This is a genomic window from Terrirhizobium terrae (assembly GCF_030323265.1).
GTDB lineage: Bacteria > Pseudomonadota > Alphaproteobacteria > Rhizobiales > Rhizobiaceae > Neorhizobium.
Genome location: NZ_CP104992.1, coordinates 1453677 through 1479821, shown reverse-complemented (window position 1 = coordinate 1479821; position 26145 = coordinate 1453677). Strand labels below are relative to the sequence as shown.

At 60.1% G+C, this 26145-nt stretch carries 21 protein-coding genes, 1 tRNA gene and 4 pseudogenes; 6 read left to right on the top strand and 20 right to left on the bottom strand.

The annotated features are described in order from the left end of the window. Nucleotides 1-3: 3 nt before the first annotated feature. The gene (locus tag N7E02_RS14975) at nucleotides 4-441 is read right to left on the bottom strand and encodes a metallopeptidase family protein (RefSeq protein WP_286582879.1); all 438 of its coding nucleotides are present in this window, start codon (nucleotides 439-441) and stop codon (nucleotides 4-6) included. 172 nt (nucleotides 442-613) lie between these two features. Here N7E02_RS14975 and N7E02_RS29740 point away from each other — a divergent pair. The 5 genes and pseudogenes from N7E02_RS29740 to bfr all read left to right on the top strand — a co-directional run bounded on the left by N7E02_RS29740 (nucleotide 614) and on the right by bfr (nucleotide 7401). Further along, nucleotides 614-1532 (top strand): annotated as a pseudogene (locus N7E02_RS29740) (ImuA family protein). A 40-nt stretch (nucleotides 1533-1572) separates the two neighbouring features. Further along, nucleotides 1573-2991 (top strand): Y-family DNA polymerase, encoded by a 1419-nt coding sequence (locus N7E02_RS14970; protein WP_286583846.1) that lies wholly within the window; start codon nucleotides 1573-1575, stop codon nucleotides 2989-2991. Continuing rightward, nucleotides 2988-6422: pseudogene (locus N7E02_RS14965) on the top strand (error-prone DNA polymerase). The gene N7E02_RS14970 and the pseudogene N7E02_RS14965 overlap by 4 nt, the downstream one beginning before the upstream one ends. Before the next feature lie 216 nt (nucleotides 6423-6638). Beyond that, nucleotides 6639-6950, top strand: a complete 312-nt coding sequence (locus N7E02_RS29735; protein ID WP_353622890.1) for a (2Fe-2S)-binding protein — start codon at nucleotides 6639-6641, stop codon at nucleotides 6948-6950. After that, nucleotides 6916-7401, top strand: coding sequence for a bacterioferritin (gene bfr / locus N7E02_RS14960; RefSeq protein WP_286582878.1), 486 nt, complete (start codon nucleotides 6916-6918; stop codon nucleotides 7399-7401). The genes N7E02_RS29735 and bfr overlap by 35 nt, the downstream gene beginning before the upstream one ends. A 102-nt stretch (nucleotides 7402-7503) precedes the next feature. On the opposite strand, the gene N7E02_RS14955 is transcribed toward bfr, so the two are convergent. The 14 genes and pseudogenes from N7E02_RS14955 to rplU form a co-directional block, all read right to left on the bottom strand. Beyond that, nucleotides 7504-8037 carry an RNA pyrophosphohydrolase gene (locus tag N7E02_RS14955; protein ID WP_286582877.1) on the bottom strand — a complete coding sequence of 178 codons (534 nt, stop codon included), beginning with the start codon at nucleotides 8035-8037 and terminating at the stop codon, nucleotides 7504-7506. A 12-nt stretch (nucleotides 8038-8049) separates the two neighbouring features. After that, entirely contained in the window at nucleotides 8050-9222 is a 1173-nt protein-coding gene (locus N7E02_RS14950) for a divergent polysaccharide deacetylase family protein (protein WP_286582876.1), read from the bottom strand. A 70-nt stretch (nucleotides 9223-9292) separates the two neighbouring features. After that, complete coding sequence (locus N7E02_RS14945; protein WP_510185308.1) at nucleotides 9293-10570, bottom strand: S41 family peptidase; 1278 nt, start codon at nucleotides 10568-10570, stop codon at nucleotides 9293-9295. Beyond that, complete coding sequence (locus N7E02_RS14940) at nucleotides 10567-12048, bottom strand: murein hydrolase activator EnvC family protein (RefSeq protein ID WP_286583844.1); 1482 nt, start codon at nucleotides 12046-12048, stop codon at nucleotides 10567-10569. Before N7E02_RS14940 ends, N7E02_RS14945 begins: the two co-directional genes overlap by 4 nt. Before the next feature lie 86 nt (nucleotides 12049-12134). After that, a complete protein-coding gene (rlmH, locus tag N7E02_RS14935) occupies nucleotides 12135-12617 on the bottom strand; it encodes a 23S rRNA (pseudouridine(1915)-N(3))-methyltransferase RlmH (RefSeq protein ID WP_286582871.1) in 483 nt (160 codons plus the stop codon). Nucleotides 12618-12721: 104 nt separating this feature from the next. After that, nucleotides 12722-13111 (bottom strand): ribosome silencing factor, encoded by a 390-nt coding sequence (gene rsfS / locus N7E02_RS14930; RefSeq protein ID WP_286583843.1) that lies wholly within the window; start codon nucleotides 13109-13111, stop codon nucleotides 12722-12724. 192 nt (nucleotides 13112-13303) lie between these two features. Then, complete coding sequence (locus N7E02_RS14925; RefSeq protein WP_286583840.1) at nucleotides 13304-13900, bottom strand: nicotinate-nucleotide adenylyltransferase; 597 nt, start codon at nucleotides 13898-13900, stop codon at nucleotides 13304-13306. A 50-nt stretch (nucleotides 13901-13950) separates the two neighbouring features. Then, a pseudogene (locus N7E02_RS14920) lies at nucleotides 13951-15230 on the bottom strand (glutamate-5-semialdehyde dehydrogenase). Continuing rightward, nucleotides 15220-16404 (bottom strand): glutamate 5-kinase, encoded by a 1185-nt coding sequence (proB, locus tag N7E02_RS14915; protein ID WP_286582870.1) that lies wholly within the window; start codon nucleotides 16402-16404, stop codon nucleotides 15220-15222. Before proB ends, N7E02_RS14920 begins: the two are co-directional and overlap by 11 nt. Next, the gene (gene obgE / locus N7E02_RS14910; protein ID WP_286582868.1) at nucleotides 16391-17461 is read right to left on the bottom strand and encodes a GTPase ObgE; all 1071 of its coding nucleotides are present in this window, start codon (nucleotides 17459-17461) and stop codon (nucleotides 16391-16393) included. Before obgE ends, proB begins: the two co-directional genes overlap by 14 nt. 188 nt (nucleotides 17462-17649) lie before the next feature. Continuing rightward, the gene (locus tag N7E02_RS14905) at nucleotides 17650-18237 is read right to left on the bottom strand and encodes a GNAT family N-acetyltransferase (protein ID WP_286582866.1); all 588 of its coding nucleotides are present in this window, start codon (nucleotides 18235-18237) and stop codon (nucleotides 17650-17652) included. After that, nucleotides 18234-18881 (bottom strand): GNAT family N-acetyltransferase, encoded by a 648-nt coding sequence (locus N7E02_RS14900; RefSeq protein WP_286582864.1) that lies wholly within the window; start codon nucleotides 18879-18881, stop codon nucleotides 18234-18236. Before N7E02_RS14900 ends, N7E02_RS14905 begins: the two co-directional genes overlap by 4 nt. A gap of 127 nt (nucleotides 18882-19008) precedes the next feature. Beyond that, complete coding sequence (rpmA, locus tag N7E02_RS14895; RefSeq protein WP_093001793.1) at nucleotides 19009-19278, bottom strand: 50S ribosomal protein L27; 270 nt, start codon at nucleotides 19276-19278, stop codon at nucleotides 19009-19011. A gap of 29 nt (nucleotides 19279-19307) precedes the next feature. Next, complete coding sequence (gene rplU / locus N7E02_RS14890) at nucleotides 19308-19619, bottom strand: 50S ribosomal protein L21 (RefSeq protein ID WP_093001792.1); 312 nt, start codon at nucleotides 19617-19619, stop codon at nucleotides 19308-19310. Between the two features lie 319 nt (nucleotides 19620-19938). On the opposite strand from rplU, the gene N7E02_RS14885 reads away from it, so the two are divergent. Next, a tRNA-Ser gene (locus N7E02_RS14885) sits at nucleotides 19939-20028 on the top strand. A gap of 306 nt (nucleotides 20029-20334) precedes the next feature. On the opposite strand, the gene N7E02_RS14880 is transcribed toward N7E02_RS14885, so the two are convergent. The 5 genes and pseudogenes from N7E02_RS14880 to N7E02_RS14860 all read right to left on the bottom strand — a co-directional run bounded on the left by N7E02_RS14880 (nucleotide 20335) and on the right by N7E02_RS14860 (nucleotide 26111). Next, nucleotides 20335-20508 (bottom strand): DUF6065 family protein, encoded by a 174-nt coding sequence (locus N7E02_RS14880; protein WP_286583838.1) that lies wholly within the window; start codon nucleotides 20506-20508, stop codon nucleotides 20335-20337. Between the two features lie 22 nt (nucleotides 20509-20530). After that, nucleotides 20531-21066, bottom strand: a pseudogene (locus N7E02_RS14875) (DUF6065 family protein). Between the two features lie 70 nt (nucleotides 21067-21136). Further along, nucleotides 21137-23782 carry an autotransporter family protein gene (locus N7E02_RS14870; protein WP_286582862.1) on the bottom strand — a complete coding sequence of 882 codons (2646 nt, stop codon included), beginning with the start codon at nucleotides 23780-23782 and terminating at the stop codon, nucleotides 21137-21139. A 4-nt stretch (nucleotides 23783-23786) separates the two neighbouring features. After that, nucleotides 23787-24734: a DUF2950 family protein gene (locus N7E02_RS14865; protein WP_286582860.1), complete on the bottom strand. Its 948-nt coding sequence runs from the start codon at nucleotides 24732-24734 to the stop codon at nucleotides 23787-23789. A 21-nt stretch (nucleotides 24735-24755) separates the two neighbouring features. After that, nucleotides 24756-26111, bottom strand: a complete 1356-nt coding sequence (locus N7E02_RS14860) for a DUF3300 domain-containing protein (RefSeq protein WP_286582858.1) — start codon at nucleotides 26109-26111, stop codon at nucleotides 24756-24758. Between the last annotated feature and the right edge of the window lie 34 nt (nucleotides 26112-26145).

Here is a 26145-nt window from a genome sequence, read left to right as displayed (position 1 = left end):
GGGTCAGCGCTGGGTAGCATTCTCCGCGCTGGCCTCGATGCGCTCCATGTCGTCGTCGCTCAGACCAAAATGGTGGCCGATTTCGTGGATCAGCACATGGGTGATAATGTCACCCAGCGTTTCCTCGTTTTCGGCCCAATAATCCAGGATCGGCCGGCGATAGAGCCGGATCCGGTTCGGCAGTTCGCCCGTCTCGACGGTGAAACGCTCCGAAATGCCGCGTCCTTCGAACAGGCCTAGCAGATCGAACGGCGTTTCGAGCGCCATGTCTTCAAAAACGTCGTCGTCCGGGAAATCCTCGATCTCGATGGTGAGATTGGCGGTGAGCGCCCTGAATTCCTGCGGAAGATGACCGTAAGCGTCGATCGCCAGCGATTCAAACGCGCTCAGCGTAGGCGCGTGGCGATCCCGCCAGTCGTCGGTTTGATCAATGCGAGCCATAAGTTCTCCCTCATATCGCTCACATATAAGGCTAGTGGCGGCTTTTTTCGAGATAAGAATCATTGCTATAGCAAATGAGGAAAAGATTCCTGTCAGAGGCTGATTGACTCTACCGGCAAGCTCTGGAATCTATAAGAACATAAAGTGAACATATAGAGATGGAGCTGACGCCATGGCCGGACACGCCACGGCGCAGGACGTGCTTTTTACCCTGCGTGAACAGATCGCCAGACTGGAAGACAAGGCTTTGCCGGCAGTGGCTGCAGCAGAGCAGACGGATCTGGCTATTCGAGGGGGAGGGGCGAGCGGGCACGACTGCCATTCGGCATCCAGGTGCTCGATGAAGCATTGGAGGGCGGTCTCGTGCTCGATGGCATCACCGAAATACGGTCACTCTCCATGTATGATGCAGGGGCGGCCACGGGCTTCGTCCTGTCGCTTGCCTCGTCCGTAGAGGTTCATGAGAGCGGCCCTGTTCTCTGGATCGCGGACAGTCTTCTCGCTTGCGAATCCGGCGTTCCCTATGTCTCAGGCATAGGTCAGTTCGGTATCGATCCGACTGCCGTTTTCCATGCATCGCCGCGCAGGCTGGATGATGCTCTCTGGCTGGCGGAGGCGGCGCTGACAAGCGGGGCTTTCGCCGCGACCATTCTGGAAATTCACGGCAATCCCAAAGCCTTCGGCCTGACGGAAAGCCGCAGGCTCAGCCTACGTGCAAAAGCGGCGGGACGGCCGCTTCTGCTGTTGCGGCATGCGGGCGAGGAGGAGGCGAGCAGCGCCTCCTTCCGCCTGCTCGTCAAACCGGCGCCGGCTCTAAGGCGCCGCCTCCCCGATGGCACGATGCTTGGCGGCAGCATTGGCCATCCCGTCTTCCAGCTTATCCTGGAGAAGAGCCGAAACCCGGCTCCTCTCTCCTTTCTTCTGGAGTGGAACCCCCATGACCGTCAATTTCACCTCGCCGCAGAGCCAGGTCCATCTGCCCTTTCCCGCCGGGGGCAGCGCATCCTGGCACTCAGCTTCCCGCATCTGGCGACCGACAGGATCGCCCGCAAGCTGTGGGGACTGTCGTGGCGTTTGAAAGAGCGTCCTGACCATCCGCCGATCGTCTGTGCGGGGCGGCGTGACAATGCCCTGCGGCTGACCGCACTCGATGAGAAGGCGGAATCCTGTGGGCTGAAGCGCGGGCAGGGGCTTGCCGAGGCACGCGCCATGTTCCCAACCGTCGACGTTTTCGACGAAGACGAGCGAGCCGACCATGCCCTTCTGGAAGCCGTTGCCGACTGGTGCGACCGCTATACGCCTCTCGTGGCGCTGGATGGGAAGGATGGGCTTTTTCTCGACATCACCGGCTGCGCCCATCTCTTCGGCGGGGAGGCGGCCATGCTTCGCGATATCCTGGCAAGGCTCCGCCATATGGGATTTGATGTCCGTGGCGCAATTTCCTCTTCTCCGGGGCTGTCCTGGGCCGTCAGCCGTTTCGGCAAGAGCGGCGTGGTCGCAAGGGAAGAGATGGCGGATGTGCTGAATGCACTCCCCGTTCATGCGCTGCGCATCGACGAGAGCACGATTGCATCCCTCTGCAAGCTTGGCCTGAAGCGGGTCGCGGATCTCATCGCCATGCCGCGGGCGCCGCTTGTTCGGCGTTTCGGGGCGCAGCTGCTCTTGAGGCTCGACCAGGCCCGCGGCATGAACGAAGAGGCGATTTCGCCGCGGCGGCCTGTCGCGGCATTGTCTGCCGAGCGACAGCTTGCCGAACCGATCCAGGCTGAAGAGCATATTCTGAGCATGGCCGGTGATATCGCCGCCTCTCTCAAGCTCAGTCTGGAAGCGCGGGGCTTGGGCGGCCGGGTTTTCGAGCTGGTTCTTTTTCGCGTCGATGGCCGGGTTTTTCGAATTGCGGCTGGCACTTCGAGGCCGGTGCGGGATCCCAAGCGCATCGCGAAGCTTTTTGCCGAGCGGCTCAATGCCGTCCATGACGAGCTCGATGCGGGCTTCGGTTTCGAACTGCTCCGGCTCAATGTCCTGCAGCATGATACGCTGGATGCGCTTCAGAATGATTTCGACGGTGAAGGCACAGATGCAACATCGCTGTCGGATTTCATCGACAAGGTCTCGGCCCGGCTCGGTTCGGACTGTCTGCAGGTTTTCCGGCTGCGCCAGAGCCATATTCCCGAGCGTGCCGAAATGCTGATACCGGCAATCTCGGCCGGGGGTGAAAAGCAGCAGACCAAAGAGGCTCATTCCTTTATCCCACGTTCCGACCGTCCTCTCAGGCTGCTGCGCCATCCAGAGCGGATGGAGTCCTTTGCCGCGACCATTCCCGATGGCCCGCCGCAGCGATTTCGCTGGCGGCATGTCGTGCATGATGTCATCCGCGCAGAAGGGCCGGAACGTATCTCGCCGGAATGGTGGCTCGATGATGATGCTACCGAGGAGCGCGACTATTTCCGTCTCGAAAGCGATACGGGCCGGCTTTTCTGGATCTTCCGGCTTGGCCGCTACAACATCGACCGGCCGGCAATATGGCGCATGCATGGGTTCTTCGCATGATGGACGAACCCGAATTCTACGAGATCGGTGCCAAGACGAACTTCTCGTTTCTGGAAGGGGCGGCCCGACCGGAAGAGATGGTCTTGTCTGCCAGTGTGCTTGGTCTTTCAGGCCTCGGCATTGCCGATCGGAATTCAGTTGCCGGCGTGGTGCGCGCTTATAATCAGGTGCGCGGGATGGAAGAGGTTTTCGTGCGGCAGCAGGAAAACGGGAAGGAGAAGAACGAAGAGGCGGCCATCAGGCCCTGCCGGTTTCATCCCGGTGCGCGTCTGGTGTTTTCCGACGGAACGCCGGATGTTCTAGCCTATCCGCAAAATCGCAAGGGCTGGGCCAATCTTTGCCGCCTGCTCAGCCGCGGCAATCTGAGAACGGAAAAAGGGTCGTGCATTCTGGAGGAATGGGATCTTCTGGAATGGTGCGACGACATGATGCTAGCCGTCGTTCCCGATTTTTCGCGGGCGGAAGATGCGGCCTATCTGGGAAATCTTGCCGAGCGTCTCGACCGTTACAGAGAAAGGTTTCGCAAGTCTGTCCATCTCGCCGTGGCGCCGACCTATGACGGGCGGGATGCCTTCGTTTTCGCCACCTTCGCACAGATTTCCCGGAACAGCCGGGTGCCGCTGATCGCGACGAACCTGCCGCTCTTCAGCCTCCCCTATCGCCGCTCCCTTGCGGATGTCGTCACGGCCATCAAGAACCATGTGACCGTTCAGGAGGCGGGCTTCCGGCTCGCCCCCAATGGAGACAGGTATCTCAAGCATGCCGCGGAAATGGCCCGTCTCTTCCATGCCTATCCGGATGCGATCGACAATACCAAACGGTTCTTTGCCAAGCTGACATTCTCGCTTCGGGAACTTGAGCACAATTATCCGGATGAAAGCGTGCCGGGTGAGACGGTATCGGAAACGCTTGAACGGCTGACATGGGAGGGTGCGAAGAAGCGTTATCCGGGCGAAATCCCTTCAAAGGTCGCTGAGCAGATCCGCTACGAACTCGATCTCATCGAAGAGATGCAATACGAGCCTTATTTCCTGACTGTTCGCCACATCGTCTGGCATGCGCGGGAGGTGTTGAAGGTTCTGTGTCAGGGGCGTGGATCTGCCGCCAACTCGACGGTCTGTTATTGCCTCGAGATCACGGAAGTCGACCCGACATTCACCCTCTTCTCTTCGAGCGCTTCATTTCCACCGAGCGCAACGAGCCGCCGGATATCGATGTCGATTTCGAGCATGAACGGCGGGAAGAGGTCATTCAGTATATCTATGAGCATTACGGCTATCGCCATGCCGGGCTGACGGCCGCCGTGACAAGCTATCGAACCCGCATGGCGGGCCGTGAGGTCGCCAAGGCCTTCGGCATGTCAGAAGATGTGCAGGCGGCATTGTCGAGCACGGTCTGGGGCTGGTCGGAAGACGGGCTTTCGGAACGAGACGCCAAGGTTGCCGGTCTCGACGTGGCCGATCCCATGACGAAAAGGGTGATCGCCCATGCGAAGGAGCTGATGGGTTTTCCCCGGCATCTGACCCAGCATGTCGGCGGCTTTCTGATCACCCGCGACCGGCTCGACGAAGTCGTGCCGATCATGAAGACGGCCATGCCCGGCCGCTACATGATCGAATGGGACAAGGATGATCTCGACACGTTGAAGCTGTTGAAGATCGATGTCCTGGCGCTCGGCATGCTGACCTGCCTGAGAAAGGCTTTCGAGCTTCTGCGGACGCGGTACGACCGCGTGGAGACATTGGACAGTCTTCAGAAGAATAATAACGACCAGAATGTCTACGAGATGATCTGCCGGGCCGACACAATCGGTGTCTTCCAGATCGAAAGCCGGGCGCAGATGAGCATGCTGCCGCGGCTGCGCCCCGAGAATTCTACGATCTCGTCATCGAGGTGGCGATCGTCCGACCGGGACCTATTCAGGGCAATATGGTTCATCCCTATCTCAAACGCCGGGAGATGAGGAACGAGGGCAAGGAAATTCCTTACGAAAGGCCTGCATTGAAAGAGGTCTTGAAGCGAACGCTTGGCGTGCCGCTGTTCCAGGAGCAGGCGATGCAAATTGCGATCACCGCTGCCGGGTTTGCTCCGGAGAAAGCAGATCGGTTACGTCGGTCGATGGCAACCTTCAAGCGATCCGGCCGGGTGAAGGAGTTTGAACGGGATTTCATCGCAGGGATGCGCAAGAACGATTATTCGGAAGAGTTTGCCAGACAGTGTTTCAGCCAGATCGAGGGGTTTGCCGAATATGGCTTTCCGGAAAGCCACGCAGCCTCATTCGCATTGCTCGTCTTCGCCTCTTCCTGGATCAAGACCTATTATCCCGATGTCTTCTGTGCTGCACTCCTGAACGCGCAACCCATGGGCTTTTACGCGCCGGCGCAGCTTATCCGGGATGCACGCGAGCATGGCGTGACCGTCCTTCCGGTCGATATCAACCGGTCGCAGTGGGATTGTACCCTTGAGGAGGTCGATTTTGAGGCATCAGCGATCGACCGGCGGCATGAGAGCATGCGCGGCGTGATCAGGACCCGCTATGGCGTAAGGCTCGGCTTCCGGCAGGTGAAGGGGCTGAATCAGAAGGACATGGTAGAGAAACTCATTGCCAATCGCGAAGAGGATTATCGAAGTGTCCATGACCTGTGGTCGCGATCGGGTCTTGACCGGTCCAGTCTGGAGAGGCTGGCGGATGCCGACGGGTTTGGCTCGATCCGTCTTGGCCGTCGGCAGGCGCTCTGGGCCGTCAGGGGGCTGGAAACAAAAGGTGCATCCGAGAGGGCGCCCTTGTTCGAGACAGTCGGATCCACGGATCTCAGGCCTGAGCCGCAAGCTCAATTGCCTTTGATGCTCCCGGGCGAAGAGGTGATCGAGGACTATCGCCATCTTTCGCTTTCCTCAAAGCGCACCCGATCTCCTTCCTCCGCGAGGAATTCCGGTCGATGGGGATAACCCGCAGCGTCGATCTTCTGAATGTTCGCAACGGCCAAAGGGTTACGATCGGAGGCGTTGTGCTGGTGAGGCAAAGGCCCGGATCGGCGAAAGGGGTGATTTTCATCACTCTGGAAGATGAGACCGGGGTGGCCAATGCCATTGTCTGGCCGAAGCTCTTCGAGAAGTATCGCCCCGTGGTAATGGGCGCGCGCGTTGTGAAGATACGGGGAAGGCTGCAAAGCCAGAACGGCGTCATCCATACGGTCGTCGAGCATATCGAGGATATGACGTCGATGCTGGGGCTCCTGCAGCGGGAGGCCAGGCGGTTCGGATCACCGAGATCCGACGAGGCGCTCAAATCCGGTGGCGGATCCTGGAGGCCCAAGCCGCATCCGCGGGTTCAGCAACCGATCGAACATGATGGGGCACGGCCTGTTGCGGGCCGCCGGGAGGATATCAGCGCCGGTGATGTCATGCCCAAGGGGCGCAACTTTCACTGAGGGTGAGGAGCGAGGCAGGGCCTATGTCCTGGCATATTGCATGGATATCATAGAGATGATCAGCCTTTGGCGATGCGGTTCGAGGCGCCTTGCGATACCGACGCATGCCTGAGCTCAGGACTCTGTGATCCGCCTGTCATGAATTTTTCTTGACATCCAGGGTCTTCTTTCCCAAAAGGGGATAGCTTTCGTCATGTTTTGACAGGTCTACCGGGAATGCTCGTCTGCAGCTGCAATTACATCACCGACAGGGAAATCCGGGACGTCATCGTCCAACTCCTTGACGAAGACTGTTGGCAGCTCATCGTTCCCGCCAAGGTCTATCATGCGATGAGCAAACGAGGCCGCTGTTGCGGCTGTTTCCCGAACGTCGTGGATCTGATCATCCGCACGACGGAAGAATATCATGCCCGCCGTCACTCGACGGAGGACGAAGTCGTTGTATATATGTCCCGCTTAAGACAGTTCCATGAGGACAACAGGAGAGCGGACATTGAAAGGCGACAAAAGAGTCATCGAGCGGCTTAACGAGGCACTGTTCCTCGAGCTCGGAGCCGTAAACCAGTATTGGCTGCACTACCGTCTTCTGGACGATTGGGGTTTTACCAAGCTCGCCAAGAAGGAACGCGCCGAATCTATCGAAGAAATGCAGCATGCCGATCGCCTGATCGACCGCATCATCTTCCTCGAAGGCCATCCGAACCTGCAGACCGTGGCACCGCTGCGTATCGGCCAGAATGTCAAGGAAGTGCTGGAAGCCGATCTTGCCGGCGAATACGACGCCCGGACGGCCTACAAGGCATCCCGCGATCTCTGTCATGAGGCTGGCGACTACGTCTCCATGAAGCTTTTCGAAGAGCTGCTGATGGATGAGGAAGGCCATATCGACTTCCTCGAGACCCAGCTTGAGCTTCTGGGCAAGATCGGCGAGGAGCGGTACGGCCAGCTCAACGCGGAATCCGCCGACGCGGCAGAATAATCGACAAAAAAGACCCGGCCGCAAAGCCGGGTCTTTTTATTGTGGTAGTCGTAGGCCCCATGCCTCATGGGCAATTCGTGGCTTTCTTGTTTAAGCTGCCGCTCAAGCCGCGGGCTTTGCGAGATGCGCGAACTCAGCCACGACCTGATCATATACGCCGCGCTTGAAGGGTACTATCAGCTCGGGCAATTCCGTCATCGGCTTCCATTCCCAGGCATCGAATTCCGGCTCGTGACCGCCCGGCGGCGGATTGATGGCAATCTCGCTTTCGTCTCCTTCGAAACGGAAAGCGAACCAGCGCTGGGTCTGGCCACGGTATTTGCCCTTGAGCCCGATGCCGATCAGATGTTCGGGAAGATCGTAATTGATCCAGCCGCCGGACTGGGCCAGCAGGGTTACGGTCTTCATGCCGGTCTCTTCGTAGAGTTCACGATAGGCAGCGGGAAGCGGGTCTTCGCCCTTGTCTATGCCGCCCTGGGGCATCTGCCAGAGCTGCGGCGAGCCGTCATACTCGCTGTTTCCTTCCGCGATGCGTCGGCCGGCCCAGACCAACCCTTCGCGATTGAGGACCATGATCCCGACGCAGGGGCGATAGGGCAGGTCCTCGGCCTTAACCGGGGTCTTGTGTTTACTCATCCTGGCATTCCTTTATGGCTGGCTCTTGTCGCGTACGATGGCCGAAACGCCGACAATTTCGATGCCCCGCTGCGTCGCTTCCTCGCTCCACTGTCTTATCGCTTCGATGCTTTCATCGAAAGCGGCCGCAACACCGATCGCGGTGCCCTGCCGATCCGCGATGCGTTCAAGGTCGTCGAGCTTGCGTAAGATGGCCTGTGTCTGCAGCTGTCCATCGAGAGCCAAGTCCGCAAAAGCATAGGGAAGGTCGATGGCGCTGGAGACCGCCTCGGTCTTGGACAGGGACGAAGTGCTATCATCGAGGAAAAGCAGGCCTCGCTTGGCTACATCCTGCAGGATCGGCTGAAGCGCCTTTTCGTCGGACAGGTAACGACCGCCCTGATAGTTCATGATGCCCGTATAGTTCGTCAGCTGCGCCATGGCATCATGAAGGCGTGCAAGGTTCTGCTTGGAAGAACTACCCGTGAGAAGCGTGCCGGGTCCTGGATCATTGGCCGGGTAATCAAAAGGCTCGAGTGGAATCTGAAGCAGGATTTCATGGCCCTTGCGACGCGCCTCCTGCATCCATCGCTGCAGGCTGTTGCCGCTGGCAGCAAAGGCAAGGGTTACGCCGGCCGGCAGCTGTTGCACGGCTTTCTGGCTACCCGTCTGGCTCAGTCCCAGGCCACTGACAACGATTGCGATGCGGGTTCCGCGGGCTCCCGACCAGGGTCGGGCATACTGGTCCATCGGCCGAAGCCCGTCCGGACCCGTCACGGGAAGCCTACCGGCCTCCGTTTCCTCCAGGAGGTCCGGATTTGGCTGGCCGGCCATTCGAGAATCCTGGCCGATGCGCTGGGCATTTATGACCTGCGGTCCATCGCGGTCACGAGGCGTATATTTGGTGACATAGCCGCCATCTCCGGTCGGCGTACGCTCGATGTTGGCGCCGGTATTCGTGCGCTCCAGCGGCTCGGACTGTCGCACCGGGGAACTCGCCGAAGCTGCTTCAGTGGTCGTCTGGGATGGGGGTTGAGTGGACGCTGTCTGTTTCAGGCCGTCACCCTGGAAGGAGACATAAACCGAAATGCCGACCAGAAGCATCACCGTAGCAACGCCAGCAAGCGCTACAGGGATCCTTTTGTGCGAGGGTTTCCGCTTTGGCGGACGTCCCTGTCCCAAAGGGGCATGGAGATCAGTACCCACGCAAATTTCCGTGCTGTCCCGTTGGCCTGTGAGCGAAAGGGGTCTCACGCGAGACCCCTTTGTTCATTCCTTAGTTCTTGACGGCAGCTGCTGCCTTGTCCGGACTGGCCGGGAAGGAAGGATCAGTCTTCGTTCCGTGAAGAAGATCCAGCGCATAGTTGAGCTGGATGTCGTCCTTGGTTTCCGGCGGCACATAGGCTGCGGAACCGGAACCTTCGTCGGTTTCAGCAGCGCCCTGGATATGGCCCTTCAGGCTCGATTCGCCTTCAGCCTGCAGCTTGCCCTGAAGTTCAGGCGGCAGGGGCTGCTCAACCTTGATATCCGGGTTGATACCGGTGCCCTGGATCGATTTGCCCGATGGTGTGTAGTAGAGCGCGGTCGTCAGACGAAGAGCTCCGGCGTCGCCGAGCGGAATGATCGTCTGGACAGAGCCCTTGCCGAAGGAGCGGGTGCCCACGACCGTGGCGCGCTTCAGATCCTGCAAGGCGCCAGCAACGATCTCGGAGGCCGAGGCGGAACCGCCGTTGACGAGGACAACAACCGGCTTGCCGTCGGTCAGATCGCCGGGGCCCGCATTGAAGCGGCGGGTCTCATCCGCATTGCGGCCACGGGTGGATACGACTTCACCACGCTCAAGGAAGGCGTCGGAGACGTTGATCGCCTGATCGAGAAGGCCGCCCGGGTTCAGGCGAAGGTCAAGGACATAGCCCTTCAGCTTGTCGGCCGGGACGTCCGCCTTGATCTTCTTGATCGCCTTTTCCAGGTCGTCATAGGTCTTCTCGGTAAAGGAGATGACGCGTACGTAACCGACATCGCCACCCTCGACGCGCGACTTGACGGCGCGGACGGCGACAATGTCACGCACAACCGTAATCTCCAGTGGCTTGTCGGCGCCCTGACGAATAATAGTCAGCTTGATCGGCGTGTTGATGGCGCCACGCATCTTCTCGACGGCTTCCTCGAGCTTGAGGCCACGAACCGGTGTTCCATCGATTTCGGAAATAAAGTCGCCTGCGAGAATTCCGGCCTTTGAGGCAGGGGTGTCGTCAATCGGGGCAATGACCTTGACGAGCTCGTTTTCCATCGTCACCTCAATGCCGAGGCCGCCGAATTCGCCGCGGGTCTGCGTGCGCATGTCGTCGGCATCCTTGGCATTCATGAAGCTGGAATGCGGATCAAGCGAGGTCAGCATGCCGTTGATGGCGTTCTCGACCAGCTTTTCTTCATCAGGCGGGGTCACATATTGTGCGCGCACACGCTCGAACACGTCTCCGAAAATGGAGAGTTCCTTGTAAGTGGACGGTCCGGCCGCCTGGGCCGGAACCCCTGCCGAATAGATCACACTCATGGCCGTCGCACCCATGAGCGCGCCGACGATGACAAGAGAAGCCCTACGAGATCATTTCGTGCCCTTCCGGTTTCCTTCGCGGTCCACCATGGTTTGGAATCAACCGGCGTCCCGTCGTTTCTGAATTCAATGTAAAGCGTTGGGCGATCCGTTTCCAGCGCCAACGCAGTCGCACTCGCCACTCTTTTGTTACCCATCATGGCGATAGGCTCACCGCCGAAGACGAAGCGCCCCTGGCGTACGTTCACTTCCTCCATGCCGGTCATCACGACATAGTATCCATCCCCTGCATTGAGGATGATCGTCTGGCCATAGCTGCGGAAAGCGCCGGCAAACACCACCAGCCCGTCCGCCGGTGCGGTCACGATCGCGCCGGCATTGGATGCGATTGTCATGCCTCTCGCCGTGTGCCCCGTCCCGTCAGGGTCGCCGAACCAACGCACGACATCGCCAGCGACCGGAAAGTCCAGCTTCTGCCTGAGACTGGAAAATGCATATGCTGGCGCAATGCGGTTTTTGTCGGGCACACCGCTTTCAGCCAATTGTCTCGCTTTCTCGCGATCGGCTTCGGACATTTGGCGTTGTCGTTCTTCTTCCGCGCGGGCGCGATCGATCGCTTCACGAACCGAGGCAATCTCGTTCTCCAGCGAATTGACAAGGCCATCCAGTGAGTTCGCTTGCCCGGCAAGCTCCTCGGACCGACGGCGCTCCGCCTCGAGTTCCGCCGTATTGCGGGTGTTCAGCTTCTCGTTTTCGGCCAGAAGCAAGTCCATACGCTTGTCTTCTTCGAGGCTGGCGGCAACTGCGTCGGTTACCGTCTGTTTTTCACTCGCCGCGGCAGTGCGTGTTTCGCTGAGCGCCTTCAGATCGCTCAAAAGGCGATCCGCCTCAGCCCGCATGCCGGGTACGACCGCACCGAGTAGAATCGCGCTGCGCACCGAGGCCAGTGCATCCTCCGGCTTTACAAGCAGTGCAGGCGGGGGATTTCGCCCCATGCGCTCCAGGGCCGCAAGAACTTCGGCCAGAACGCCACGCCGGCTGCGCAGGGAGTTACGGATTCCATCTTCCTGTAGGCTCAAGGCGGCGATCTTCTTCTCGCCATCAAGGATCTTCTTTTCGAGATCCTTTCGCTTGGCGGCGGAATCGATCAAGGCCTGGCGAATGTCGGCGCTGTCCTTCTTGGTCTGCTCGATGCTCTGCTCGATTTCGGCGACCTTGTCGGCCGAAAGCTGCATCGTTCTGCCAAGGGCTTCCAGCTCCTTGCGCGTCTCATCGCGCTTCCGTTGCAATTCGAGTGTCGCATCGGGTGCCGCGTTCTGTGCGGCATTGGCGCCGTCCTCATTGTAAGAGGTTCGCAACTCAGCAGCCGGATCCTGCGCATAGCCGCCGGAGGGAGATGACACAAGCAGAACGGCCGTGGCCAAAGCGCTGGCCAAACCTGGTCTTGCTTTACCAGATCCTTTCCCGCTTCCGTCCATTTCCGCTCCGATTGATTTACTTAAAGCGTAGGGTGATTTGCCCGCTAATACCACAAACAACATCGTGTTTGAGGCTGAACGAAAGGTTAAACGCGGTGATAGGGATGGCCGGAAAGGATGGTCACGGCGCGATAGAGCTGTTCGGCGATCAGGATGCGGACCAGCTGGTGTGGCCAGGTCATGGTGCCAAGATTGAGGACCAGATCGGCGCGGCTGCGAAGATCAGGATCTAGCCCGTCGGCGCCGCCGATTGCCAGCATCATGTCCCGCTTGCCGTTGTCGCGGTAACGGCCGATCACATCGGAAAAGGCCTGGCTGTCGAGCGCCTTGCCGCGCTCGTCGAGCAGGATCAGGGCCGCGCCCTCTGGCAGGGCCTTTTCGAGCGCTGCCGCCTCTTCCCGCTTACGTGTCTCCGGGTTCGATGCACGGCTTTCCTGTACCTCGACCAGCTTGGCGAGTTCCAGCCCTATGGCTGGCCCTGCCTTGGCAAACCTGTCGAGGTATCGAGACGCAAGATCCTTCTCCGGTCCGGCCTTGAGCCGTCCCACGGCAAAAAGGGTGATACGCATGTCCTGATCCGTTTCAAATTCACACAGCTGCCTTCCACGACGCCAGCGCGACGCTCCGGCGTTGCTTTAGCGGCTTGCGACGGTTCAGGCCAAGCCCAAACCGCTCAATGCAGAAGCGGTCCTTCGTCTACGTCCGGAGCCGCCCACATCTTTTCGATGTTGTAGAACTCGCGGATTTCTGGGCGGAACACGTGGATGATGACGTCACCGGTATCGATGAGCACCCAGTCGCCACTATCCTGTCCCTCGACCCGGGGCGATCCAAGACCTTCGTCCTTGAGGTCGGTGACGAGGTGTTCGCAAATCGCCACGACATGGCGGTTCGATCGCCCGGTGACCACAACCATGTAGTCGCCCAGCGCGGACTTGCCGGCAATGTCGATGGTGACGATGTCTTCTGCTTTTGAGTCCTCGAGGCTTGCGAGGATCAGTTCTAGAGCCCGGGCAGCGGCATCGGCGCCACGTTCAGAACTCTGCGGGAGAATGGAAGCCATCCTGCCCTTGGCGTGTACTGTTGTCAGGGTTTTTCCTTTCGTCCAGGTAACAGCAACATGCACTTTCAGCGAATCCGATAGAGAGTCGTTCGCTTCGTTGAAGGTGGCACCGAACGGTTAATCTTTCAAGTGAGAACCATGAAAGGTGATCGCGGCGCGCGCATTCTTCATCTGCATGTCATTTCGAAGTATTCAGCCAGTTTTCCGACCATTCGTTGCTCGGATTGCAGTCGAACTCAATGTGGAGCGGGGGCCGTGAATGAATGTCCAGGCCGGTGCCTGGCGCTTCCAGAGACTGCCTGCGTCGTCCTCGTCGATGCGGGCGTAGTCGAAGGTTCGCGCCATTTTCGAGGAGAGAAGCGAAAGTGTCGAACCGGGCCGGTCGATGACCGCAATCGGGAATGTGGAGGCGATTTCGCGCCATTTCTGCCAGTTGTGAAATGTTTTCAGGCTGTCTGCGCCCATAACCCAAACAAAATGCACCTGCGGGTTCTTCGCTTTCACGAAGGCGAGCGTGTCGGCCGTATAAGACCCGCCGAGCGTCTTTTCGAAGGCCGTAACCTTGATGCGCGGATCGTGAATGAGGCGGTTGCTCATCGCAATCCGATCGGCAAGCGAGGCCAGTTCCGAGCGGCTCTTCAACGGGTTGCCAGGCGTCACCATCCACCAGAGTTGGTCCAAGCCGAGGCGGCGAAGCGCGATCTCGGCGACAAGCAGATGGCCCTCATGGGGCGGGTTGAATGAGCCGCCGAACAGACCGATCGCCATGCCCCGCTCCACATGCGGCATTGTCAGGTATCGGCGATCGACCTTTTGCTCCTCCACGTCGAACCGGCGCCTTAAGGACGTATCTGCCCGGTGCCGTGCACGCGGTATTTGAAGGACGTGAGCTGCTCTACGCCGACAGGTCCACGGGCATGCATCTTGCCCGTCGAGATGCCGATCTCACCCCCATGCCGAATTCACCACCATCGGCAAACTGCGTCGAGGCGTTGTGCAGGAGGATGGCGGAATCGATCTCGTTGAAGAAGCGCGCGACGACGGCCGGGTCTTCGGCGATGACCGCTTCGGTGTGGTTGGACGAATAGGTGTTGATATGGCGGATGGCGCCGTCGATGCCATCGACGACCGCCACCGAGATCACGGCGTCCAGGTACTCCGTGCGCCAGTCTTCTTCGGTGGCCGCGATTGCTGCGGGCGAAGCGAGCAACACTTCGGCCGAGCCGCGGATCGCGCAGCCAGCCTCGGTCAGTGCCGTGAGCAGCGGGACGAGATGTGTTTTGGCCGCAGCCTTGTCCACCAGCAGTGTCTCGGCCGCACCGCAGACGCCGGTGCGCCGCATCTTGGCATTGACGACGATTTTCCTCGCCATGTCGAGATCAGCCGACGCGTCGACATAGATGTGGCAGAGCCCCTCGAGATGAGCGAAGACCGGCACACGGGCCTCATTCTGGACCCGTGCGACAAGGCTCTTGCCGCCGCGCGGCACGATGACGTCGATGGCGCCGTTCAGGCCGGACAGCATGGCGCCGACAGCGGCCCGATCCGTGGTCGGAACGATCTGGATGGCATGTTCCGGAAGACCCGCAGTTTTCAGGCCGGCGACGAGGCATTCATGGATCGCCTGCGATGAAAGCGCCGAATCCGAGCCGCCGCGCAGGATCACGGCATTGCCGGCCTTGAGGCAAAGCGCTCCGGCATCTGCCGTCACATTGGGCCGGCTTTCATAGATCACGCCGATGACGCCAAGCGGCGTCCGCACGCGCTCGATCTTCAGCCCGTTCGGCCGGTCCCAGGCGGCAATCACCTCACCGACCGGGTCCTTGAAATCGGCGATCTCGCGAAGCGCCTGCGCCATTCCGGCAATGCTCTTTTCGGTCAGCGTCAGGCGATCGATGAATGACGGGAGCAGCTCCTTGCCTTCGACCTGTTTCAGGTCTTCGGCATTGGCGGCAAGGATCTTGTCAGTGGCGGCAAGGATGGCATCCGCCATGGCGCGAAGCGCCTTGTTCTTTGCATCGCTCGACGCGATCGACAGTTGGCGGGCGGCAGTTTTGGCGTTGCGGCCGATCTCGGCCATGACGGCTTCTACATCCGTCGATGAGACCTTATCCAGCATGGGCAACATCCTCCTTGCTGTTTATCCTGCGCCGAACCGCAGCGGTCATCACGAGGTCGTCGCGATGAATCATGGCCGCCCGGCCGGCATAGCCGAGAATTGCCTCGATCTCCGCGGATTTCCGCCCGGTGATCTGGCGTGCTTCCTCGGCATCGTAGCTTGCGAGCCCGCGGGCGATTTCACGCCCGTCGCTGCCGATGATCGCCACGGTGTCACCGCGATGGAAGTGGCCTTCGATGCGGCGGACGCCTGCCGGCAGCAGGCTCTTGCCGGAACCCAGCGCCCTCTCGGCGCCCTCATCGACGAAAAGTTCACCCGCCGGCTGCAATTGCCCGGCAATCCATGTCTTTCGCGCCGTGACCGGCGTTCCGGATGGGGCGAACCAGGAAGAGCGCGTTCCCTGCTCGATCGCCTGCATAGGATGATCCGTCTTGCCGGACGCGATGATCATGGCGCATCCGGCGCCGGTCGCAATCTTGCCGGCATCGATCTTGGTACGCATGCCGCCACGGGAGAGTTCGGAGGCCGCACCGCCTGCCATGGCCTCGATTTCCGGGGTAATGGCTGGGATCGTTTCGAGGAATTTCGCTTCCGGATCGAGATGCGGGGGAGCGGTGTAGAGGCCGTCGATATCCGACAGAAGCACCAGCAGATCCGCGCCCGTCATGGTGGCGACGCGCGCCGCCAGTCGGTCATTGTCACCATAGCGGATTTCCGAGGTGGCGACCGTGTCGTTCTCATTGATGATCGGTACCGCGCCGATCTTCAGCAATTGGTTGATCGTGGCGCGCGCGTTGAGATAGCGGCGACGCTCCTCGGTATCGCCAAGCGTCAACAGAATCTGGCCCGCGACGATCTGATCGCGAGACAGGCTTTCCGACCATGCACGCGCCAGCGCGATCTGGCCGACTGCGGCCGCGGCCTGGCTCTCTTCCAGCTTCAATGCACCGGTCGGCAGATCGAGCACTGTCCGGCCGAGCGCGATTGCACCGGAGGATACGACGAGAACATCGACGCCCGCGGCTTTCAAAGCCGCGATATCGCTGCAGACGGAGTCGAGCCACGCGGACTTCAATCCCGCCTTGCGATCGACCAATAGCGCAGAGCCGATCTTGATGACGACGCGGCGGTAGCTTGCAAGCGGTTTGCGAGCGCTGGTCTCAATATCGGTCATCTTCGTCGTCCTGATCGAAGTCCTGCTCGGGAGCCGAGCGATCGGGCAGGGCCGTATCTGCGCCTTCGCTGGCCTCGATGATGACATCGCGCAGTGCACGCAGCACTTCCGTCATGCCCTTGCCGGTCGCGGCCGAGATGAGGAATGGTGTCTGGCCGCAGGCCTTTTCCAACTCCTTGGCCTTCTTCTTCAGTTCCTTCTCGTCCAGGATATCGATCTGCGACAGCGCGACGATTTCCTGCTTGTCGGTCAGGCCGCCGCCATAGGCTTCGAGTTCGGCCTTTACGGTCTTGTAGGACTGGCCGACCTTCTCCTCCATCGAGGAGACGAGATGCAGCAGAACGCGGGTGCGCTCGACATGGCCGAGGAATCGATCGCCGAGGCCGATGCCCTCATGGGCGCCTTCGATCAGGCCCGGAATATCGGCCAGCACGAATTCGCGCCCGTCGATCGCCGCGACACCAAGGTTAGGGTGAAGGGTGGTGAACGGATAGTTGGCGATCTTTGGTCGCGCGCGGGTCACGGACGCGAGGAAAGTCGACTTGCCGGCATTCGGCAGGCCGACAAGGCCTGCATCGGCGATCAGCTTCAGCCGCAGCCAGACGGTCTTTTCTTCGCCTTCCAGACCAGGATTTGCCCAATTCGGGGCCTGGTTGGTGGGGGACTTGAAATGGGTGTTGCCGAAGCCGCCATTGCCGCCCTTGGCGAGCCGGAACTTCTGGCCTTCCTTGATCATGTCGACGATCAGCGTCTCGTTGTCTTCCTCGAAGATCTGGGTACCGACAGGCACCTTGAGCGTCACGCTGTCGCCATTGGCGCCGGTCCGGTTGCGGCCCATGCCATGGATGCCGATGCTTGCCTTGAAGTGCTGCTGGAAGCGGAAGTCGATAAGCGTGTTGAGCCCGTTCACGGCTTCCACCCACACATCGCCGCCACGGCCGCCGTCACCGCCGTCCGGCCCGCCGAACTCGACGAATTTTTCGCGGCGGAACGAGACTGCGCCCGCGCCACCATCGCCGGAGCGAATATAGACTTTTGCTTCGTCGAGAAATTTCATCTTATGCCGTCTCGGTCTTGTTCATCTTGGCCCGTAACTCTCGGGCATTTCAGGTTTCGATACCGTTGCTTGCGCCATAGGTCAAAGACTATCGCCAGGCTGAAAACTCCGCCGGGCTCGAAAAACGGACGGTATCGGGAATTGGAGCCGGCGGAATTGCTCCCGCCGGCTCGGCTTGTAGGATGTTCTTACGCCCTCGGCAGACGCCGAAAATCCTCAGAAGAGAGCTCCGTCCTGATATGCGGCGCCATCCGGTTGCGTGCCAGCGAGAAGATCTCACCCGCATCGACGATCCTGAAGCCGAGCTTCCTCTGGATGTTGAGCGAGGCCAGGTTGTCGGCAAAGGCGCCGGAGCGGATCGTTACCTCCGGCATCCGCCGGAAGAACCGCTCCAGGACCGCTGACGTCGCCTCGGTCATGTAACCGCGATCCCAGTAATACCGGTTCAGCCAGTAATTCAGGTGCCAGCCATCACGCTGCAATTCAATAGCGACCACGCCGATATGGACGTCGTCGCCGGTGGTTATGGCGAGGTTCCAGTCCGGCAGCAGGCCGGAGGTCTGGCGTATCAGCCAGTCGAGCGCATCCTGCCGGTCAAAGGGTTGCGGCACGCGCGCCAGCATCCGGCTTACCTTGAAATCGGCAAGCGAGCTTGCGATCGCATCCGCATCGGAAAGCCGATGCGGCCGCAACGTGAGCCGCTGGGACTGGATGACAGGGCAGGGCCCGGGCGAAAGCTGGCGTTCGACGGTTCTTTCTACGACTGCGGCGTTCATCTCAGCTCTCCCCAGCTTCTTAATGATATCCAAGTCTTGCGGTCGAGGCGGAACCATTCGACCGGCACCATGGCTCCCTCCGCCAGGCAATCGATCATGCCTGTTCCCTGGAACTGGAAGCCGCATTTCTGGATCACCCGCTTCGACGGAATATTGGCAACCCGGCAGCGCGCATCAATCTGATCGATCTCGCTGCGGGTTCGAAACGCCATGTCGATCAGGGCGTGGGCGGCCTCCGTCGCATAACCCTTGTTCCAATGGGGTTCGCCGAGCCAATAGCCGATCTCGAGCGTATGCCCGTCCTTTTGCGGCTCGAGCGCGCAGCAGCCCAGGAAGGCGCCGTCATTTCCTCGGGTAATGGCATAGACGCATTTGCCAATCTCGCCGGCATTCGTGCGTCGCACGAAATCGGCTGCGTCTTTCGCCGTGTAGGGATGCGGCATGCGCGACACCATGGTCGCGATCGCCGCATTGTTGGCGAGATGGGCAAGTGCGTCGATGTCTTCTGCGTGGGGCGTGCGCAGAACCAGTCTCTGCGACAGTAAGACGGGGCACTCGCTTCTCGACCGATCCTCGGACCGGTCCGGCCGCAGCCGTTCTTCCGGCGGCCGGGATTGGCTCGCCCTCAACAATTCGACTTGCATGGTTCAGTCTCCTCTAGGGGTAAAGAAAAAGGGAAGGTGGGTGGCGACCCATCTTCCCTTTTCTTTGACTGAACCTTGAACGTTCAACCGGGTCGATGAGACGCCGGTTGCATAACGCTTGCCGGCTTTATTCTGCGGCTTCCGCTTTCGGCATAACGGACACGTATACGCGGCCGTTAGCCTTCGTACGGTAATTCACGTTGCCGGCGGTAAGTGCAAAAATGGTGTGGTCCTTGCCGAGGCCAACGTTGGCGCCCGGATGCCACTGCGTGCCGCGCTGGCGCACGATAATGTTGCCCGGAATGACGACTTCGCCACCGAACTTCTTCACGCCAAGGCGCTTGGACTGAGAATCGCGACCGTTACGCGACGAGCCGCCAGCTTTTTTATGTGCCATTGGTGTTCTCCTTTACCTTCGAAACCTGATTAGCCGAGAATGTCGGTGATGCGGACAACCGTGTGGTGCTGGCGATGGCCGCGAATACGCTTGGAATTCTGGCGACGACGCTTCTTGAAGGAGAGAACCTTCTTGCCACGGTTATGCTCGACAACTTCGGCCTTGACCGTCGCGCCCGAAACGAAGGGAGCGCCGATCTTGGCATCGGCGCCTACGCCGACAACCAGGACTTCGTTGAATTCTACAACTGCACCAGCTTCGGCTTCCAGCTTTTCGATGGTCAGCACGTCGTTGGCGGCCACGCGGTACTGCTTACCGCCGGTCTTGATGACTGCGAACATTTTATATCCTTTCATGTTCGTTCCGGCTCTCTTCTCAGCGAGAAGGGCCGTCTTTTTGTCAGTCGGGCTCTAGCAGGGGGTTACGAAAGATAAATCTTCTGAAACGGATCTGCCGGTGAAATCGCGTGGAAATCCGATAAGCTCCCCGCGATCTGACAGGTATGGACAGCTTTCCACAACCTGAACGCACGCGGGCATACGCGAGCGACAAAAAACTGTCAAGACGAAAGGATATGAAGACTTCCATTTCGCCCCTTGCCAGCCCGATTTTTCGCCGCTATGAGACAGCCCGCGCAACACATGCGCCGACCAGCAAAGCGGAGAGGTGGCTGAGTGGTCGAAAGCACCGCACTCGAAATGCGGCGTGCCTGCGAGGGCACCGTGGGTTCGAATCCCACCCTCTCCGCCATTTTCTAGAAAATCCGAAACTTGCCAGGTTTTCGATCAGGAACTTCGAGTTCCTTTGGCTATCTGCTTTACAACCGTGCTACACGGCGCGGCATGGACTAAAGGCGAAAAGCTTTCCGGCTTTTGTTGGCAGATCTAATCGTTTGACTAATTTCGAGCGCGGTTACCAAAGGATCTGCATCGATTTATAGCGGACGGAGAAGCGGGTTTGTCTTAAAAATAGAAGGCCAGGCCGAGCGACGGCAGGATATTATCTTATCATTGTTGCAAGGCTTCGCAGGTATGCGTCTATCTCGCTGAGGCATATTCATCCGTTGTCAAACGGCTTCAATCGTAGCCTGCTCAGGTGATCGCTCGGTCCCGGAATGTCTGACGGTCCGACACCCCTGAAGTATCGCTTTTGCCATTTGTCCCGGCTTGCATCGGAGGCCGGTTCGTTCAGCGCCGTGTTGAATGCTGTTCGGCTCTGGGACCATTTCAGGTAATCGGCTTCAAGATCTCGGTTATCGGAAAGGGGCGGCGCAACGGCTCGATTTTTCCAGGCTGCCGCGCTGAACCGGAAAGACGTGGCAGAATGGCTCGTCGAGGTCGAAATGCACCCGCTGGGACGGACGGGTGAATTTCCAGTTCATGGTGAACGTGTAGGGAGACCAGTCGGTCTCGATGATACCCGACAGGGGGCGATGGCATCTTTGGGCCGATTAAGCGGGCCGGTTACCATCATGTCGACGCCCGGTTCGGTGCGGAACAGGCATGGGACGTCGAAGGTCAGGACGCCGTTGCCGAAATGGCTGAGTGCCGGTCCGCCCGTCTCGCGCCTGGGCTTGATACGGATTGCATCCTTTCCCCGCGTTCCATCCCATATTGCCGAAAAAGCGGAGGTGCAGAGTATCTCCCAGCCATGGGCATTCGCGATATTCAGGGGCAGGCAGCGATAGGCGAAGCGCTGGTCCGAATGGTCCATCCAATCGCGCTCGACGGGAGCAGGCCGGATGCGGACATCGTGACCATCGATCACATAGGCGGTGAGGCTGGTCATGCCGGTGCCCGATTGTCGGAAGATGGAGACGGGTGCAGGGCATCGGCCTGGTGACGGCAGGCATAGCGCTTTACCATTTGAACCTCACCCCGATCTGGCCCGCGATCATGTTGTGCTTCGGGCCGTCCAGATCGAAGGAATAGCTTATATCGGCAAAGGCAGAGATGTTTTCGCTGAGCTGGTAGGCGCCGCCGACGTTCATCTCCAACCATGTGCCGCCGACCTCTGTGACCAGGGGGATGTTGTTGAAACGGACCGTGGAATCGGCCGAAAAGCCGTGCCAGAGATTGACCCCGAGATGGGCATAGCCGGACCCGGCGCTGTATTGCAGGCGCGCACCCAGTCGCCCGGTCACGGCATCGAAAGGCTCGCTAGATATGGTTGCGAAACTGTCGCGGCTGTCATCGAAATCGACGCGCTGCCAGATCAATTGCGCCTGGGGCTCAATCTTCCAGCTATCTGAAAGCGCAATCGGCAGGCCTGTCTCCACGGAGGCGGCAATGCTTGATCCGTCAAGATCCGACGAGATGCCGCGATTGGACGTGCTGTCGCCATTCAGCCAGCCATATTTCCCGACGACGTCCAGATACCAGCTCTCGTTGTACATCATCGTCCAATAGGCGGCGATGCTGTCTTCGTTGAGGTTCAGCCGACCGGCGGCGACATTCCGTCTACCGAGCACATTGGCGCTGATGTCGCCGGAAGCCTCCGCATGGGTGTAGAACAGGCCGAAGCGGTGGATAAAACCGTTATCGGACTCGATCTCGGCGATATCGCTGCCGAGCTGAAGGCCCCAGTAATTGCCGTCGAACTGCGGCCCGATCTCATAGCCGGCGATGTCCAGCCGGGCATTGGCACCAAGGTCGCCGTTGAAGCCGAAGACGCGCCCCCATATCCCCGGTCCATAGCCTTCGTCACCGGGACCGTCTCCCTGGGCGCCCGGGCCTCGATAGATCGGCGCTCCGAGCCCCGATAGCAGCGATTGATCCCCACGCCGCTGATGAAAGTTGCCCATCGTCATGAGGCCCATCCGCTGGGCCACCAGAGGCCCGATCAATCGGCCGGGCACCTCTGGCCGGACGTTGGGGATCGGGGGCGGCGGAGGCGCGGGAGGTGACGGTGGTCCAGGCGGTGGTGGCGCCGGCGGCGAAGGCGGGGCCGGAGGGGAAGGCGGTGATGGTGGAGCGGGCGGAGACGGCGGCGAGGGTGGGCTCGGCGGCGATGGTGGAGAAGGAGGAGCGGGTGGAGATGGAGGCGAAGGTGGCCCAGGTGGAGACGGAGGCGAGGGCGGCCCCGGCGGGGATGGCGGAGACGGCGCTATCGTATTGCGCAGGAACCAGTCGTCGTCGGTATCGGCCGAAGGCACCATGCCGCCGCGATAGAGAAAGTATTCGAACGGACCGGCCGCTACCGGGCCGGCCAGATCGAAGGCGCCCACGGCCGTCGTTCCTCCGTTGATTGCATCGACCACCCGTATGCCATTGCCTTGCGTCAGAGCGCCCGGCCCGTCGACATTGGTAATGCGGATGCCGGTCGAGCCGGATGCCTGGCCGGTGTCGATGATCAGCTGGTCTGATGGAGAATTGTCGGTATCGAGATAGGAATGAAGCCAAAGCTCGCCATCTTGGCCGACGTAATTGCCCTTGATGCTGAACGTGTCGTGCAGGGATGATCCGGAACCCGGCTGGTCGTTGGTGAGGTTGATGATGCCGGCATTGTTGACGGTCACCAGGCGCGACGAAGAGGCCGGCGTGATGCCGAAACCGTAGGAATTGCCGGCATCGATGCGGCTGGTGGCGTCGATTGAGATCGTTCCGGTACCGGTCGTGCTGTCCCCGAGCGTCAGGACGCCGGTGGTGTAGATGAACACCATTTGCGAGTTGTTGGTGAGATTGATCCGCTCCCAGTTGATGAGGTTGGTCGGATGGTCACCGCTGCCGGAGCCGTCATCATTGGATGTCCTGCTCCAATTCAAGGTGTCGTTGCCCTGTCCTCCATCGACGATCTTGCCGGCCGTGAGATTTGCATTGGTCAACCGGGAGAAATTCGCCGTGTCGTCCCCCTCTCCCATCTGCACGGTCGCCGCGATATTGCCGACGACCCAGGTGAACCGGTCATTACCGGCACCCATGTCGACGGATGTCTGGACCGTACCGTCGAGCAGCCCCAACGTGTCGTCGCCGGCCCAGAGACTGATTGAACCGGCGAAAAAGCCGTTGTTCAGCACGATGTCGTTGGAACTACCGGTACCCGTGACGCCGTTCTGCACAGTCCCGTCACTGTAGTTGATGATCAGGTTCGACCCCGTACCCTGGAGCATGATATTGCCGTCTATCAGGCCGTGGTTGTTCAGGGTGAAGCTGTCATTGCTCGTCGCAACGAGCCCATTGGTCAGGGTCCCGTCATTGTTCAGTGTGCTGGTGCCCGGTCCGGTGACGGATACGTCGCTGGTAAAGCTTGCCGTCTCATCGGCATTGATCGTTACGGACTGACCGACGAAGCTGGGCCCCGGATCGCTGCCCGAGCATTCGTAGGTTCCCGACCCGGCCGGTGTCTCGACACAGGCAGCATTGGCGCGTGTACCGAAAACAGAGATGAGCGCCATTGCCGCGACCGAAGACCACAGGGAAAGTTCGCGCGCAGAACCCGACATGCCGGCATTGCGACATCTCCAGATAGGCTGCTTGCGGCGGGTGTCGGTCGGCAGGTGGCGCACGCTCTCAGTCCTCGGTCACCACCCATTTGTCACTCGGATTGAACTGCCTGATGTCAGGTGCGATCTTCTGCGTGTCTGCGCCGAGATCTGCCTGATAGACGATGCCGTTGCGATTGACGACGAAGGTGTTGACGCCCGTCTCTCCATATTTCACCGGCCATGCGACGAGGCCGAAGCCTGCGATCATGTTGCCGTTGATGACGTAATCGAACGCACCTCCGGCGATGTTGTCGCCCTGACGGGAAATCACCTTGTAGCGGTAGCCGAAATAGCCTTTCTCTTCCCGCTCGTTATATTGCTCGAAATCGATGAGCGGGCCGGCCGGGCTCGGCCCCAGTCCTTCCGAAAGCGGCCAGTAGAGGCCGTCCGCCTGGCCTTCGGTGCTGACCAGCTTCTGGGCATATTCCAGCACGCCGTCGCCGTCATGATCGTCGAGGGCGTAATCTTCCTGGGCGTCGACATAGCCGCGAAGCGTCTCGATTGCCTGGATTTCGTTCTCGCCGATGCGGCGATTGATGATCTCCTCGATGCCCGTCACGGGATCGAAGGCGAATTTCCCGTTCTCCTTCTTAATGATTGGAAAGGGGAAGGGCCACATGATGAAGCCGACATCGATGATGCTCTGGTCATCCTGCGTCTCGAGCCCGATCCGTCTCGCCACACCTTCCTTGATGAGCGCCAGCGTGTCCTCCACACCTTCAGTCGCCTTCAGGCGATCGGCATTGACGCCGAGAAGCGCGGCGAGCTTGTCGAGATCGGATGCGGATACGACAGCCTTGAACTCCGCCATGGCGTCCTCGGGCGAGCCGAATTCGGACGGCGGGTTGGGTGAGACGATGTCCACCAGATCCGGTCGCGGCCCCTGCGCCTGAACCGGGCCTGCCATGAGGCAGCAGCCGAGCAACAGGGCGATCACGCGACGGGATGACTGGGCGTGGAAATGAGAACGCATGGCGATGCTCCCTGTTGATCTCTATCTATGGCGGCCGCCATGCGGCCTGCGCATGTGGCCACCACCGCCTCCGCCGCGATGGCCGCTGAATTCACGGTGACCACCGCCATGGGCGGCCGCGAAATGCCCGCCGCCCATGGCTCTCCCGCCCCGTTGAGAGTGAAGATTTGCGGCACCGCGCGAGCGGACTTCGCCGAGCCCTGACGGACGGTTGGGGCGCATGTCGTGCTTGCCCGCCATCGCGGGTTTGTGGATCTGCCGGTCTGGGCGGTTGCCGATCTCGCCACGACGGGCGCCGGCGGGGCGATTGGCGATGCGGTCGCCAGGGCGCAGACCGTCGTTCGGACGGGCGTGATTGGCCCTGACATCTTTGATCTTGGCGGGCGTCACCCGCGCCTGACCGGCATCCCTCGCCTTCGTGCGGGCGGTCTTTGCCCTCTCGCGTATGTCGTTGTTGCCGCCTGCCTCGAGACGGTTCCTGATGTTCGACCGGTCGATATTGGCAAACTGGTTATGGTCGAACTTCAGCTTGCTGCGATCGACATTCTTCCAATCCACATCGTTGAAATTGACCTTGCCGTTGCGGTCGATGCCGTTGAAGCAGTGGTCGCAGTCGATATCGATGTCGTTGCCGTCGTAGTGGCCGCCCCAGACGCCCCAGCGGTCCCAGTCGACGGCGGCACCGAAGACCGCGCCGGTGACGAAGCCGGCGAAGAAAGTCGCGGTCGGATAGAAGTAATTGGGGTAAGGATCAGGATAATAGCTGATCGGGGCCGGCGCATATCCTTCTTCATAGAGCATCTGCGGCTGGTACTGGGGAACGTAGATCTTCTCCGGATCGGCGGCCTGGATGATGACATTGTCGTTCTGCTGCACGACCTTCACCTTGTCGTCGCTCTTGATGATACCGTCGGCGACGGCCTTGTCGCGCAGGGTCTGGATGGCGATCAGCATGTCCTTCTGCTGGCTGGCCACGGCATCGCCAAGCTGCTGGGTCCAGTCCAGATCCTCGCTCATCATCTTGACGACGTCGGGATAGTTCAGCAGCGATACGATACTGCCGTCCCAGTCGTCCTTGGGCTTGAGGTCCTTGTTGGTCTTCAATTGATCGAGAAAGCGGGACGCCTCGACGATCTGCAGCGGGTAGAGCGAGGCCGACGTGATCAGCGCGACGAGTTCGTCGGGGTAGAGCGCGATACGCGCGACGAGAACCTGCATCTCTTCGTCGGTGATCTCCGTCGATTGCTGCGTATCGGCGGGGGCTGCCGTCTGTGCTGCCTGCTGTTGTGCGTAAAGCGGAACGTCTGCGGAGATCGCATAGGCGGCGAGACATGCGGCGGCGAAATTCCGCCAGAGCTCGGTGCTATAAAATGCCATGGACAAATCTCCCTGAACCGATCTTTCGCTGACC

Coding starts and splice junctions, on each gene's coding strand:
- N7E02_RS14975 (WP_286582879.1), bottom strand. CDS start 441: ATGGCTCGCATTGATCAAACCGACGACTGGCGGGATCGCCACGCGCCT.
- N7E02_RS29735 (WP_353622890.1), top strand. CDS start 6,639: ATGCTCGTCTGCAGCTGCAATTACATCACCGACAGGGAAATCCGGGAC.
- N7E02_RS14955 (WP_286582877.1), bottom strand. CDS start 8,037: ATGAGTAAACACAAGACCCCGGTTAAGGCCGAGGACCTGCCCTATCGC.
- N7E02_RS14945 (WP_510185308.1), bottom strand. CDS start 10,570: ATGAGTGTGATCTATTCGGCAGGGGTTCCGGCCCAGGCGGCCGGACCG.
- N7E02_RS14940 (WP_286583844.1), bottom strand. CDS start 12,048: ATGGACGGAAGCGGGAAAGGATCTGGTAAAGCAAGACCAGGTTTGGCC.
- rlmH (WP_286582871.1), bottom strand. CDS start 12,617: ATGCGTATCACCCTTTTTGCCGTGGGACGGCTCAAGGCCGGACCGGAG.
- rsfS (WP_286583843.1), bottom strand. CDS start 13,111: ATGGCTTCCATTCTCCCGCAGAGTTCTGAACGTGGCGCCGATGCCGCT.
- N7E02_RS14925 (WP_286583840.1), bottom strand. CDS start 13,900: ATGCCGCATGTGGAGCGGGGCATGGCGATCGGTCTGTTCGGCGGCTCA.
- proB (WP_286582870.1), bottom strand. CDS start 16,404: ATGACCGATATTGAGACCAGCGCTCGCAAACCGCTTGCAAGCTACCGC.
- obgE (WP_286582868.1), bottom strand. CDS start 17,461: ATGAAATTTCTCGACGAAGCAAAAGTCTATATTCGCTCCGGCGATGGT.
- N7E02_RS14905 (WP_286582866.1), bottom strand. CDS start 18,237: ATGAACGCCGCAGTCGTAGAAAGAACCGTCGAACGCCAGCTTTCGCCC.
- N7E02_RS14900 (WP_286582864.1), bottom strand. CDS start 18,881: ATGCAAGTCGAATTGTTGAGGGCGAGCCAATCCCGGCCGCCGGAAGAA.
- rpmA (WP_093001793.1), bottom strand. CDS start 19,278: ATGGCACATAAAAAAGCTGGCGGCTCGTCGCGTAACGGTCGCGATTCT.
- rplU (WP_093001792.1), bottom strand. CDS start 19,619: ATGTTCGCAGTCATCAAGACCGGCGGTAAGCAGTACCGCGTGGCCGCC.
- N7E02_RS14865 (WP_286582860.1), bottom strand. CDS start 24,734: ATGCGTTCTCATTTCCACGCCCAGTCATCCCGTCGCGTGATCGCCCTG.
- N7E02_RS14860 (WP_286582858.1), bottom strand. CDS start 26,111: ATGGCATTTTATAGCACCGAGCTCTGGCGGAATTTCGCCGCCGCATGT.